This is a genomic window from uncultured Thalassolituus sp., from assembly GCF_950066645.1.
Classification (GTDB): Bacteria; Pseudomonadota; Gammaproteobacteria; order Pseudomonadales; family Oceanobacteraceae; genus Thalassolituus.
Map to the genome: position 1 here is coordinate 183,808 of NZ_CATMFB010000006.1, position 12,713 is coordinate 196,520.

The following is a 12,713-nucleotide window of genomic DNA, read 5'->3' on the forward strand; positions in this document are numbered from 1 at the left end:
AGGGACCCCGGAGATATGATGCTCGCCCGCCAGAAATCTATGCTGGCCATGGTGACCGTCTGCGCTCTGGTGATCATCATTTCGACGCTTGCTTATATGCTGGCCGCAGAGCGTGTCGGCCGGGAGCATCTTGCCCCCGAGGTCAGTCGTATATTTTCCGAAATGATGCAGACAGCGATCAGTCATCACGAAGATGATCTGCCCATGCTGCAGAGCATGATGCACCGGATGACTCAGCACTATCAGGTTCCGGAAGTTGCCCTCTATAACCGCGATGGAGAGCGTGTTGCACACAGTCACACCGGTCGTGACATCGTTCTGTATCCCCCGCTGCTCGCACAACTGCCAGAAACCGTGCCCGCAGTACGCTATATCCTGAGAGGCAGTTCATCAGAGCTGGTACTGGTCGTCAGAAACAACGTATCTCTGCCCGAGTTTTTCTACCTTGATACTCTGACCACCAGCTTAGTGATCATGACGATATCAACAATTCTCGTGTTCGCTATGTATGTGCTGACCCGCCACTGGCAACAGATGCCCTATGAGCACCTGCTCGAAAATATCCGCAACGCCACAGAAAACACGACCGATGAGCGCATAACCATTCAGGCAAAAGACCCGGACCTTAAACCTTTGATTCAGGCACTTAATGATCTGTTCTGGCGCCGCAATCAACGTACCCAGCATCTGAAAACGGCGCACCAGCAGGCGGAGCGTGCACGTCTCAGAGCCACCCGGTTATCCACTGAAACCCGTCAGATGAACGAAGATCTGGCACGTGAGGTATCGGTACGACGCAGCATTGAAGTACAGCTGAAAAATACCCAGTCACTGCTCGACGGTATTCTCAACGCCATGCCCTCTGCGCTGTTTGCTCTGGATGCCCGCAACCGCATCGTGCAGTGCAACGAGCAGGCCGGAGAATGGCTTGGCAGGGAACACGCACAGCTGATCGGCCTGCCACTGATGCCTCTGATTCCCGAACTCGAAGGGCTGGAGCTACCGGACTCTCCTGCACAGTCTCCCAACCTGATCAAAACAGAACGCCTGCCCGTGAGCAGTTTTGTACGCCCTATGGTCACCGACGTACTGACCTACCCGCTTCCTGCTGGTCAACAAGCGAGACTGGTGATTCGTATTGACGATGTCAGTGCCCGCACCAGAATGGAAGAAATGATGGTCCAGACAGAAAAAATGATGACGGTTGGCGGGCTGGCAGCCGGTATGGCACACGAGATCAATAACCCACTCGGCGCCATCCTGCAGAACCTGCAGAACAGCCGTCGCCGTCTTGATCCCGAATTACCGGCCAACCAGAGAATCGCCGATCAGCTAGGCCTCAACCTGCCACTGATGAATGAATATCTGGTCCAGAGAGGCATATTTAAGTTCTATGATCATATTCAGAGTGCCGGTGAGCGGGCGGCAGGCATCGTGGCAAACATGCTGCAGTTCTCGCGGAACGATCATCTGCAGAAGCGGGATATCCGCGTCAGCGAACTGATCGAAACGACCCTGAACATTGCCCGGAACGACCTGGCCATGCGTCATATTGATCTTGAGCTGGATGAACAGATCGGTGACCTGACCGTGCATTGCGTCCCCAGTGAAATCGAGCAGGTGCTCCTTAACCTGCTGCGCAACGCGCAACAGGCAATGGAAGACTACCACCCTGAGCAGGAGCCTCACTGGCGGCCCCGTGTCAGTATCCGCACGTCGAAGCGCCTGGATATGCTCTGTCTCACCATCGAAGACAACGGACCGGGGATTCCTGCCGACAAGGCTCCACATATCTTCGAACCTTTCTACACCACTAAAGAAGTTGGTGAAGGGACCGGCCTCGGGCTGTCCGTGTCTTACTTTATCGTAACCGCCCATCACCAGGGCGAACTGGCGTACCACCCCTCACGCGGCCCACATGGCGCCTGCTTCGAGTTATGTTTGCCATTACTCGACATGTCTCCTGCTTGACCACTCCTGTCGCAGCCGGTACTCTGCGCCCGAATTCAGGTGCTCTGTGCATTATTTGTTCAGAGTTAAACGGGAAGTTTGGTGCGCTCTGCAAAACCAACGCTGCCCCCGCAACGGTGATCGACCATAGTACTGACAGAATGCCACTGTGCTCAGCATGGGAAGGCGTCAGTACAGAGCACTAAGTGCTCAGGTCGTCAGCCCGGATACCGGCCTGAAGCTGATTAACCGATGTTGCGGAGGGCGATGGGTCGGTGGTGTACGCTATCCCGTACGCTTCCATGACTCTCTCCTGCGCGATATCCCTCCGGGATGCTGTTGTGCGCCACAACCTGTTAACGATCATTGCGACAAGTCTGCTGATACAGACGGCACAGGCAGAAACCGATCTGCCCGTGCTGACAACCTATGGCAGTGACTCGTCGGGCATTTCAACACAGTCGTTTGATGCCGATGAGATCCGTCGTAATTACAGCAGCCTCAGCCAGTTTCTGGGGAGCGTAACCGGCGTACAGGTACAGCATAGCGGAGCAACCGGAGACCCCGTCATGATCTCCGTACGCGGTGCCAGTTCAGGTCAGACCAACATTTTGGTTAATGGTGTGCGGGTGAACGATGCTCAAGGCGGCGGATACGATCTGAGCAGTATTCCTTTATCAATGATTGAACGGATCGAACTGGTTTCGGCAGGAAGTAATGGCGGAGACTATGACAGTGCAATAGGTGGCACACTCAATATTGTCACCCGCCGGGAAGAATCAAGCCGAAACCTGAGAGCCTCTGTCGGAAGCTTTGGTTACCAGGGTATCAGCTACCGGCAGAACGCTGGCGTTATCTCTCTGTACGCTGAATCCGAAAATATCGAGAACAACTTCTCCTACCCCGTCCCTGCCCCCTGGGACGGTGGGGAGCTGAATGCCGATGAATCTCTCAAAAACGCGGCCTTTTTCCGTCATAACCTGCAGATAGCAACCAATCTGCAGAACATCGACAGTCGTATTTACTGGCGGAACCAGAACAAAGAGATTCCCGATTACTTCCGCAATTCACCCAATAATGAAGCCAGCTACAGCCAACGCGAATCAGGCGCCTCCGCGGGCAATCTCCGCAGTCCGGTGAAGCGCGGATTAAACTGGCGCTGGAATACCACCTATGCCGAGACACGGGAAACCTATCGCGACCCGGACTCAGTCATTGGCCTAGGGAACGACGATAACCGTTACTACCGACAGAAAGCGGAGGCGATGCTTTCACCACAATGGCAACAGGACGCATTGGTGTTATCTGCCTCAGCCTCGACCAGTTTCGATGACTATCGCAGTCGCTACGTCAATGATAGTGATAGCCATGCCTGTCTGACACCGCAGGGACAATGCGATCAGAGTGCCGAACAATGGCTGACCCGACTACAGACCGGCGCAGACTATCAGTGGACCACCAACCTGAGTACCGCTTTCCACCTGTATCAACAGTTGCTGCGTTCCAGTAACTGGCGCTCAGGCGCCGAGGATATGCAGAAAGAAGCACAGACTGACCGCTTCAGTGGCGGTAGTACTGAGATTCGCTGGCAGGCGGAGACGTTTACTGTGCAACTCAGCGGACGCGACAGCATCCGTATTCCCAGTCTCTACGAGCGATACGGCGACCGTGGCCTCCTGTTGGGAAATGACGACCTGAGCGCAGAAACCGCGCGTTCATTCAGCCTTGATGGACGATGGCAGCCCGACACAGCATCAATCAGTGGCTCTGTGTTTACCCGCCACATAGAGAACGCCATTGTTCCTGTCTACGACAGTCGTGGAATCGGCCGTTACGTCAATACATCAGAGGCGACACTGACCGGGATCGAGGTGACTCTCACCAAAGATTTCAGTCTCAACCGCCTACGGATTGAGCCATCTTTCAGTGCCAGCAGATACAAGAGTGAAGTCCGAAGCGAGATACGCAGTTTCAATCAGCAGCAGCTCGCCGGTATATATCATGGTCGCTACGTGACCGGAGTGAGCGCCATTCTGGGTGGACACCGACTGACGCTACAGCACGAAATCGCAGGAGACATCTATCTCGATCGCAGCAATTCTATCGAGGGGGACACCCGGGAGTCCCTGGATCTTAACTACCTCTGGCAACAGCCTTTCTGGCTCGCCAGCCTGAACATCAGCAATCTGACTGACAACCGCTACCGGGATTACTCAAATCGCCCGGCCACCGGTCGTTCTGTCAGGGCTGCCATTGAATTTGAATTCTGACATGAGGCTTTGACATGAAAAAATTTCCCCTGATACTGGCCGCCAGCGTGGCGCTTACCGGCTGTTTTGGCAACAGCGACAGCTCTGACCCGGATCCGGTCGTGATTGTGACACCAGACCCTGAAGATCCCGGCTATATCTTTGCCGGTCTGATGGTCGCTGCGGATTACTCGAGTAGCCAGGTCGCCATTGGTGCCACCTCTACCCTGGAGTACCAGGACGGTTTTTACAGCGAGAGTAAATCTGACTACACCCTAGACGTTTACGGCAACTACCTCTACAAAATCGGGCGTTACACCATCGATACCCTGCAGCGCTACAACGCTCTGACTGGATTTATCAGACAGGACTACAACTACAGCCTGGCCGAAGAAGGCAGCGATGTTTCCAGTAACGCTTATCAGCTGCTGCAGGTATCTGAAACCAAGGCCTATCTGATCCGCTACGGTAAAGCGAGCATCCAGATCCTTGATCCATCTGCCGCTGAGCAGGAGCAACTGGTCACCGGCGAGATTGATCTGTCGGCCTACACTCCAGACGAAGCTGAAGGCCCAAGTATGTTCAAAGGCATCATTGCAGACGGCAAACTGTTTGTGGCCATGCAGCGCGTTAATACCGACTGGAGCTACAACACTCCCTATATGGCGGTGATTGATCTGGCGACCGATACCGAAATTGATACTGAAACAGATGATACCTATAAGGGTATTGAGCTGACTGCTACCAATCCGCAGGACATCGAAACCGATGGAACCTACATCTATGTCAGTGGACGCGGAAACTATGGTACGGATAGTGGCGGTCTCGATCGCATCGCCCTCAGCGACTACAGTCGTACTGTGCTCGCAGACGAAACGACCTTTTCTGAACTCAATGATGACCAGGATGACGCTGATGCCAGCAACGACATCACCTATCACCTTGGTCAGCTTGAAATCCTCGGCACCACCGCATTTCTTACCATCAGCCAGGAAGCAGCTGACTACAGCTACAACGCTGATGTGATCTATAGCTTCGACACCACGGCAGGCACCATTGAATACAGCGACCAGACGCCCGAAGCACTCGCAGATACCGGTATCGCACTGATTCGCGCCACCCCGGGTAAAGAAGCATTGTGGATCTCTGTTGACGACTCAACTGCGCCGGCAATCCGCATCATGAGCCCAGCGGGTAACCTGCTTAACCAGCAGATCGACTTTGATCAGGTTGTACGTGACCTGGTGTTCCTCGACGTGACGGAATAACCATGGGAAACCGTCTCTCGAAAATTGTCACCCGCACGGGTGACAAAGGCGAAACGGGGTTGGGCGACGGTAGTCGCCTGCCTAAAGACGACCTGAGGATTCACTGTCTGGGCGAAATAGACGAACTCAATTCCTGGGTCGGCATGATCCGCGCCGCACTTGCTGACGACGATATGCTGCAACTCCTGCTCAGCCAGATTCAACACGATCTGTTTGATCTCGGAGGAGAGCTTGCCATGCCTGGGTATCAGGCACTCAATGAGAGTATGGTCGAAGGTCTGGAAGAAGCACTGGAGGACTACAACGCCCTCCTGCCGCCAATGAAAGACTTTATTCTGCCGGCAGGCAATGAAGCAACGGCCCGCTGCCATATGACCCGCACGGTCGCCCGCCGCGCGGAGCGTGCTCTGGTCTCGCTCGCAAAACGGGATGACATCAGCCCGCTGGCACTGACGTATCTGAATCGCCTGTCAGATCTGATGTTTGTACTGGCACGCAAACTGGCGCGCCGCAATGGTGGCACTGAAGTCCTGTGGCGTAGCCGCAGACACTCAGACGCCTGAACCGCGCCCATAAAAAAAGCCCCGCAACTGCGGGGCTTCTTTTATTGGGGCTCACTCCTGAGGAGCGGCTTCTTCCAACAGCGTCTTCAGCTCGCCCTTGGCGTGCATCTCAGTGACGATGTCACAGCCGCCTACCAGCTCACCTTTAACCCACAGCTGTGGAAATGTTGGCCAGTTTGCATACGCAGGCAGGTTGGCACGGATATCCTGATTCGACAGAACATCTACATAGGCGAATTTCTGACCACATTCCATCACCGCCTGAACAGTACGGGCAGAAAAACCGCACAGAGGCTGGTTAGGTGAGCCCTTCATGTACAGCAGAATGTCGTTGTTTTCGATCTGGTCTTTGATGACCTGCATGATATCCATAGGTCTTCTCTCTCAATGCGATGAATGACAATGGGCGGATTCTAACATAAAGCCCGTTATGCCTGACAGCAGCACTCGGGTATCAGTTCGCTACCGTTTCATCGGCAGATGCGAGATCTGTACTGGTGACATAACGTTCCGGGCCGCGTTCGGCAGGTGCCAGCACCGCCGCTACCTTCTGACCACTCAGACTGTTGAATATCACCCGATAGGCAAGTACCGCCTTAACGTAATCGCGGGTTTCACGGAAAGGGATGCTCTCAATAAACTGATCGTACGTGGCTACATCAGTTTTCAACCAGCGCTCAACACGATGCGGGCCGGCATTGTATCCAGCCAGAGCGGCAATCAGGTTGCCCTCAAAGCGATCCAGCAGAGTGCGGACGTAATGACTGCCCAGACGGATATTCGATTCGTGCTGAAACAGATCATCCTGCCCCTGATAAGCCATCTGGATCTCTGCCGCGACCTGCTTTGCTGTCGCAGGCATCAACTGCATCAGCCCCCGCGCTCCAACACCAGACTGGGCAAACGGGTTAAACGAACTCTCCCGTCGTGCGATGGCCATCAACAGGGCAGAATCCAGATTCAGGGCATCCGCCCAGTGTCCAAAGTCATCCGCGAATGCCGCAGGAAAGCGATGCTGAATATAGTTCCAGTGTCCGCCGCGAACCGTCGTCTGCACCGCAAGACTGTACCACCCCTGCTCCATTGCGTACTCAGCCAACGCTGGCGTCATCACCGGATGCAGACTGACCAGATAATTCAGCTCTTCCAGTGCCAGACCATGCTCACCGATCGCCCACAAGGCTGAAATACGCTGAACAGCATTCATGGTCGAAAGATGCTTCAGAACTGCGGCGTCGACCTCGGGCGATTCCATATGAAGCGCATAGGGCTGCCCCAGACGTTCAGCGGCCAGAAAACCGTAAAAATCGCGTTTGCCGGCGGCCGACTCAAATGCGGCCTGGGCTGCTACCTCATTCCCCATCGCCTGCAGGGCGCGGGCTTCCCAGTAGGTGTAATAGCTGGAATCGCGCTGATCTCCTTTTACTGCCAGAATCCAGTCGAGTACTGCTGGCCAGTCTCCTGCCGCGATAGAATTACGCAGAGCGGGGCCTATCCAGTCACCTTCACCCAACGTTTTCAGACGCTCAGCTGCGGCGTCGTCAAACTCATCATCGTCCAGGCGAAAGGTATTTGCGGCCAGTTTTTCTTCAAGTTGCTGCCGCCTGGCATCGCTGATGCCTTGCGTATCGCCGAGGTCATGCCACAGATCCATCGCCCGACGGGTATTGCGCGGAATCAGATAGCTGATGACAGCAGCAGTCAGCTCGCCATTGTCCACCTGGCGGGCCACCGCTGGCGGAATCTGGCGTAACTGATCCGGGTATCTCATTGTTCTGGCGACATACTCCGACACATCGTTCCAGCCAGCCTTGCCCAGTTTACGGTTGAGATACCGTGCCAGTGTGCGGTTACCGGCTTCGAGGGCCAGTAACAACCGCTGATAATAAAGCTCAGCACCCAGTTCGCCCTTCACTGCCATGGCTTTAAACAGGTCGTCGCATTCATCCGGACGGGAGCGTCCACTGAGCCAGAGCTTGCGCCCACCACGGAAGGCCAGCGCCTGATCCTGTATCAGCTGTGCCCGGTACCAGATGCACTGTCCGCCAACATCAGCAGGAGGTTGCGGACTGATTTCCAGAACGTCAGACCAACGACGGGATTTTTCATAGGCAAGCAGAGCCTGTCGGCGCAGCCAGCCACCAAGCGGACTGGTGCGATTTCGCTCAGCGTACGCCTGAATATCGCGGGGAGCGACATCCGGCAACGCCGTACGTAAGCGATGAAATTCGATATAAGGGTAGAGAATATGTTCTGACGCAGACTCAGGAATTGCAGCAAACTGACCATCGCGCGCAGCATCAAGCGCCAACGCAAAGTCGTCATCACTCAGAGCCAGTGCCGCGCCCGAGAGACAAAAACATATAACACCCAGAAGATCACGCAGACCTGTGAATCGCATACGCCCTGCTCAATAAGTTAACCAATGATCCATAAAGGCATTCATTCACTGCAGAATGCGTTAAGTATCATAAGCCTAGCAGGACATATTAAGAACGTCTGTTGACAAAAATGCGCACACTCAATCGCAATTCTGTGACAGAAAACCGGACAAAGCTGCCCTCAGGGGCTCATTCAGGTAACAGCTGAGGTATTTTCCGTTGCGTTCCGCCCGGATCAGGTCTGCTTTAACCAGCTCTTTAACGTGGTGAGAAACGGTCGGGGCACCGATGTCGAACTTATTAATAAAGTCATATAAGAGGCAGCCTGCATCATCATCCGGGCCGACATCGTGGCGCTGGTGAGCAAGAATCTCGCGATAGATCCGCAGACGGTGCGGGTTCGAAAGAGCTTTGAAGGCCGCGACCATCTGCTCTTCTGTAATTTGCGTCATAACTCACCCGGGACGGTTATCTGGCCGAAATCAACACTTCGAAAAGTTTCGAAGTATCGTATAGTTCGAAACCTATCGAAGTATAACAGTTTGTTTGATGGAGTCCCACGATGAATACCCAGTCTCTTCTCGGTCAGCCACTGACACTGCGCAATGGCTCAGTTATCCCCAACCGGTTCGCTAAATCGGCGTTGAGCGAAACTCTGGGAAGTGTGGACCTGCGGGTAACCAAAGCACTGCCAACCCTATATCGCCGCTGGGCAGAAGGAGGCGTTGGTCTGAGCTTTACCGGCAATGTGATGATTGATCGTCGCCACCTGGGAGAGCCGAACAACGTCGTGCTGGAAGACGACCGCGATATGCCCATGCTGAAAGCCTGGGCCGAAGCAGCGCGCTCACAGGGTGGCCAGGTCTGGATGCAACTGAATCATCCCGGCAAACAAACGCCCAAAATGCTCAACAATGATCCGATGTCGCCGAGCGCTATCCCCTTCCGCAAAGAAATGCAGGCCTTTTTCGGTACGCCACGAGCCATGACGGACGACGATATCCAGGACTGTATTCAGCGCTTCGGTAACGCCGCCGGTCTCGCGAAAGAAGCAGGCTTTGATGGTGTGCAGATTCACGGCGCACATGGCTACCTGGTGAGCCAGTTCCTGTCACCTCACCATAACCAGCGTGAAGATCAGTGGGGCGGCAGCATTGAGAACCGCATGCGCTTCGTGGTTGAAGTTTACAAAGCCATGCGCGCAGCCACCGGCGATGATTTTAATATCGGCATTAAAATGAATTCTGCTGATTTTCAGCGGGGTGGCTTCAATGAAAACGATGCGGCCACGGTGGCCAAAACTTTAGCGGATCTCGGCATTGACCTGATTGAAATCTCAGGTGGCACTTATGAGACGCCTGCGATGGCTCAGGGGAGTGACAAACACAAGCATCGTCTGGAAAATACCGCGCCAGTTAAGGAATCAACCCGCCAACGCGAAGCGTATTTTCTCGAGTTTGCAGAAATGCTGCGTACAAAGGTCGACGTGCCATTAATGGTCACCGGTGGATTCCGTACCGCAGAAGGCATGGCCGCCGCCATCGAATCCGGCGCCTGTGACCTGGTCGGACTGGGACGCCCGCTCTGCGTTGAGCCCGATCTGGTCAACCGTATTCTTGCTGGTGAAGAATTCACCAGTGTTGTCCGTCCGATAAAAACGGGCGTGAAAATGATTGATAAAATGGCACTGATGGAAGTGTCATGGTACGAGAGACAACTGCACCGTATGGGGAAAGGGAAAGCGCCTCGGCGACAGGATCAGGGCTTCTGGTCACTGCTGGATGTGCTCTGGATCATGACCTATCGGGGAATTTTCAACCGCGTTGGCCGCTTGCGGGCATCGTGATAATTACCCATGAGACATACAGAATGGAGAACTTTATGCTCAACCGTCTGAAAGCCGCCTACGTATCAGTTTATCTGACCGTAATAGCCATCATTATGATCTACTCAGCAGGAAAGCTGATCGATGGAGAATCAATGATTGGCTGGGGTGGTGCCCTGCTGACGTCAGCACCGATGGCGCTGCTGTTTACCTTTATGCTGATCCGCCCGATCATCGCGCGGACCAGCGAGAACCTGACTGAAATTCATGTGCCCACGGCTCTCGGTACGCTGTTCGCAGCGGGTGATGCAGTCAGTGGCAACGATGCCCTGCCATTGATTCTGGCACTGATCAGCTACGCAGGCTTTCTGCTGTATGTGTTCTGGTATTCGCGCTACGGCCGCGAAGAGAGCCAGGCAATCACAGTCGGAAAACCTCTGCCAGACGTCATGCTGCAGGATGCTGATGGTCAGGAAATTTCGCTGCAGACGCTGACCAGTCAACCTACTGTCCTGCTGTTTTTCAGGGGCAACTGGTGTCCTCTGTGCATGGCTCAGATTAAGGAAATCGCGTCACAGTACCGCGAAATAGAGGCGTTAGGAGCGCAGGTCGTTCTGGTATCTCCTCAGCCACAGGGTCATACCCGCAGTCTCGCGAAAAAATTCGATGTGAATTTCCGCTTTATGACCGACAGTGGCAATAAAGTTGCCGATGCCCTGGGGATTGTTTCTGATTTCGGTATTCCTACCGGGTTTGAAGCCCTGGGTTATGACACCGAGGCACCCATGCCGACCGTGATAATCACAGATGCTGAAGGTCAGGTTGTCTGGGCTGACCAGACGGATAATTATCGTGTCCGTCCGGAACCCGCCACCTTTATTGGGGTACTTCAGGCGCTGTAAGCCTGGTGTGTGACTTCCGGTCACATGACTCTGCACGATATACTCCGGGTTTTCATGACCCGGAGTTTTCCATGATGTTGCCACGTATTTCTGCTGTGATGATCGCCCTGCTGATCTCAGGCTGCGTTACGGTTTCCGACAGACCAAGCTCCGAGCGCCAGAAATACAGCCATGTGATTGGTTGGGTACATGCAGGCTGTCTGGCAATACACAACGACGAATTAAACCCGGGGGATAAAATACGTCTGCACTCCGCCGACAGACGCGACATCACGCAAACCGCCCGTATTTCTCATCGTGCCAGAAGTGGTGAAGAATGCATGGCACTGCGACCAGATCGTAAAGATATCAACCTGCTGACGGGTGCCAGCTTCTACGTCATCGCAGCGACCAGTGCGCCTGAACTGGCTGTCGCCACAACGGGCGATCCCGGCCTGACTTATCGCTATTGCCTTGGCAATAAAGGCGTGACCTTTATGGCAGACGACGGCGACAAAAATGTCTGGCAGGGATACTACTTCACTGCACAGCCACAGCCCTCACGCTGCAGCCGCTGAGCGTCATACGTCGGGCAGAAGAGTGTCCTGCATCAGCTCAATCGAATCAGTCAGAGCCTCCGTGTCTTCTTCATCGAACGCGGCGATGTGATACATGGCGTCGCCTTCCTGCACCAGAGGAATATTCTGCTGCCCGATAATCACGCCAGACCGGTTAGCGCACAGGGTCGCTGTGACGTCACCGTAGGGGTCACCAATTTCAGCCAGCGCTTCCCCTTTATCCACCCAGTCACCCAGGCGTTTCAGATCCCGCACAATGCCACTGACCGGCGCACGAACCCAGTTACTTTTATTCGCAGCAAATGGCTCAGGCAAATTCCGGCGTGAACGTTTACGCATCATACCCAGCGCAGCCAGAACATTCTGTACGCCCTTGACGCCCGCGCGGATAGAAAGCTCGTCGAAACGCAGAGCCTCTCCTGCTTCATAAAGAAGAATACGGGTGCCCTGTTCTGCGGCAATCTGACGCAATGAACCATCACGCAATTCAGAATTAAGAATCACAGGGACGCCGAAGGCTTCGGCCAGGCGCCGTGTTTCGTCGTCCTTCAGGTTAGCCCGGATCTGCGGCAGGTTGCTGCGATGAATCGCTCCGGTATGCAGATCAATCCCGTAATCACACTGGTTAACGATTTCATTCATAAAAATATGCGCCAACCGTCCTGCCAGAGAGCCTTTTTCTGACCCCGGAAACGTACGGTTAAGATCCCGCCGGTCCGGTGTGTAACGACTCAGGCTGTGCACACCAAAAACGTTCACCATAGGTACCAGAATAACGCTGCCGGAGGTGATCGTCGGTGCCTTAGCAATCAGCCGCCGGATGATCTCAACACCGTTCAGCTCATCACCATGGATGGCCGCACTGATAAACACCACCGGACCAGCCTTGCGGCTGCGGATCACCTGCACAGGCATCGCTACCTGTGTTCCGGTCGATAACTGCGCGACCGGAATTTCCAGCCGCACGCGGCTGCCACGCGGAATACGATGTTCGCCTATCTCGAGGATATCCGGCATA

General features: G+C 54.5%; 11 protein-coding genes and 1 riboswitch. Of the genes, 7 read left to right on the forward strand and 4 right to left on the reverse strand.

The features are described 5' to 3' along the window. The first annotated feature begins 15 nt into the window (after window positions 1–15). The 4 genes from Q1L85_RS07515 to Q1L85_RS07530 all read left to right on the forward strand — a co-directional run bounded on the left by Q1L85_RS07515 (window position 16) and on the right by Q1L85_RS07530 (window position 6,030). Window positions 16–1,971: a nitrogen regulation protein NR(II) gene (locus Q1L85_RS07515; RefSeq protein WP_300426605.1), complete on the forward strand. Its 1,956-nt coding sequence runs from the start codon at window positions 16–18 to the stop codon at window positions 1,969–1,971. Between the two features lie 20 nt (window positions 1,972–1,991). Continuing rightward, a riboswitch (cobalamin riboswitch) is annotated at window positions 1,992–2,204 on the forward strand. An 87-nt stretch (window positions 2,205–2,291) separates the two neighbouring features. Next, a complete protein-coding gene (locus tag Q1L85_RS07520; protein WP_300432754.1) occupies window positions 2,292–4,220 on the forward strand; it encodes a TonB-dependent siderophore receptor in 1,929 nt (642 codons plus the stop codon). 14 nt (window positions 4,221–4,234) lie between these two features. Continuing rightward, window positions 4,235–5,467, forward strand: a complete 1,233-nt coding sequence (locus tag Q1L85_RS07525) for a hypothetical protein (RefSeq protein WP_300428340.1) — start codon at window positions 4,235–4,237, stop codon at window positions 5,465–5,467. Window positions 5,468–5,469: 2 nt separating this feature from the next. Then, window positions 5,470–6,030, forward strand: coding sequence for a cob(I)yrinic acid a,c-diamide adenosyltransferase (locus Q1L85_RS07530; RefSeq protein WP_300428339.1), 561 nt, complete (start codon window positions 5,470–5,472; stop codon window positions 6,028–6,030). A gap of 51 nt (window positions 6,031–6,081) precedes the next feature. Here the strand turns inward: Q1L85_RS07530 and grxD are convergent, their stop codons facing one another. The 3 genes from grxD to Q1L85_RS07545 all read right to left on the reverse strand — a co-directional run bounded on the left by grxD (window position 6,082) and on the right by Q1L85_RS07545 (window position 8,863). Next, window positions 6,082–6,402: a Grx4 family monothiol glutaredoxin gene (gene grxD / locus Q1L85_RS07535; RefSeq protein WP_300428338.1), complete on the reverse strand. Its 321-nt coding sequence runs from the start codon at window positions 6,400–6,402 to the stop codon at window positions 6,082–6,084. Between the two features lie 82 nt (window positions 6,403–6,484). Continuing rightward, window positions 6,485–8,431 carry a transglycosylase SLT domain-containing protein gene (locus tag Q1L85_RS07540; RefSeq protein ID WP_300428337.1) on the reverse strand — a complete coding sequence of 649 codons (1,947 nt, stop codon included), beginning with the start codon at window positions 8,429–8,431 and terminating at the stop codon, window positions 6,485–6,487. Window positions 8,432–8,551: 120 nt separating this feature from the next. Further along, window positions 8,552–8,863, reverse strand: coding sequence for a helix-turn-helix transcriptional regulator (locus Q1L85_RS07545; protein WP_300428336.1), 312 nt, complete (start codon window positions 8,861–8,863; stop codon window positions 8,552–8,554). Between the two features lie 110 nt (window positions 8,864–8,973). On the opposite strand from Q1L85_RS07545, the gene Q1L85_RS07550 reads away from it, so the two are divergent. From Q1L85_RS07550 to Q1L85_RS07560, 3 genes are all read left to right on the forward strand, one after another. Beyond that, window positions 8,974–10,257, forward strand: coding sequence for an NADH:flavin oxidoreductase/NADH oxidase family protein (locus tag Q1L85_RS07550; RefSeq protein WP_300428335.1), 1,284 nt, complete (start codon window positions 8,974–8,976; stop codon window positions 10,255–10,257). A 35-nt stretch (window positions 10,258–10,292) separates the two neighbouring features. Beyond that, window positions 10,293–11,138 (forward strand): peroxiredoxin-like family protein, encoded by an 846-nt coding sequence (locus Q1L85_RS07555; protein WP_300428334.1) that lies wholly within the window; start codon window positions 10,293–10,295, stop codon window positions 11,136–11,138. A 71-nt stretch (window positions 11,139–11,209) separates the two neighbouring features. Next, entirely contained in the window at window positions 11,210–11,695 is a 486-nt protein-coding gene (locus tag Q1L85_RS07560; protein ID WP_300432758.1) for a hypothetical protein, read from the forward strand. 3 nt (window positions 11,696–11,698) lie between these two features. Here Q1L85_RS07560 and Q1L85_RS07565 read toward each other — a convergent pair whose 3' ends face one another. Further along, a complete protein-coding gene (locus Q1L85_RS07565; RefSeq protein WP_300432760.1) occupies window positions 11,699–12,712 on the reverse strand; it encodes a succinylglutamate desuccinylase/aspartoacylase family protein in 1,014 nt (337 codons plus the stop codon). Window position 12,713 lies beyond the last annotated feature (1 nt).

Coding starts and splice junctions, on each gene's coding strand:
- Q1L85_RS07530 (WP_300428339.1), top strand. CDS start 5,470: ATGGGAAACCGTCTCTCGAAAATTGTCACCCGCACGGGTGACAAAGGC.
- Q1L85_RS07560 (WP_300432758.1), top strand. CDS start 11,210: ATGATGTTGCCACGTATTTCTGCTGTGATGATCGCCCTGCTGATCTCA.
- Q1L85_RS07515 (WP_300426605.1), top strand. CDS start 16: ATGATGCTCGCCCGCCAGAAATCTATGCTGGCCATGGTGACCGTCTGC.
- Q1L85_RS07550 (WP_300428335.1), top strand. CDS start 8,974: ATGAATACCCAGTCTCTTCTCGGTCAGCCACTGACACTGCGCAATGGC.
- Q1L85_RS07565 (WP_300432760.1), bottom strand. CDS start 12,712: ATGCCGGATATCCTCGAGATAGGCGAACATCGTATTCCGCGTGGCAGC.
- grxD (WP_300428338.1), bottom strand. CDS start 6,402: ATGGATATCATGCAGGTCATCAAAGACCAGATCGAAAACAACGACATT.
- Q1L85_RS07545 (WP_300428336.1), bottom strand. CDS start 8,863: ATGACGCAAATTACAGAAGAGCAGATGGTCGCGGCCTTCAAAGCTCTT.
- Q1L85_RS07525 (WP_300428340.1), top strand. CDS start 4,235: ATGAAAAAATTTCCCCTGATACTGGCCGCCAGCGTGGCGCTTACCGGC.
- Q1L85_RS07540 (WP_300428337.1), bottom strand. CDS start 8,431: ATGCGATTCACAGGTCTGCGTGATCTTCTGGGTGTTATATGTTTTTGT.
- Q1L85_RS07555 (WP_300428334.1), top strand. CDS start 10,293: ATGCTCAACCGTCTGAAAGCCGCCTACGTATCAGTTTATCTGACCGTA.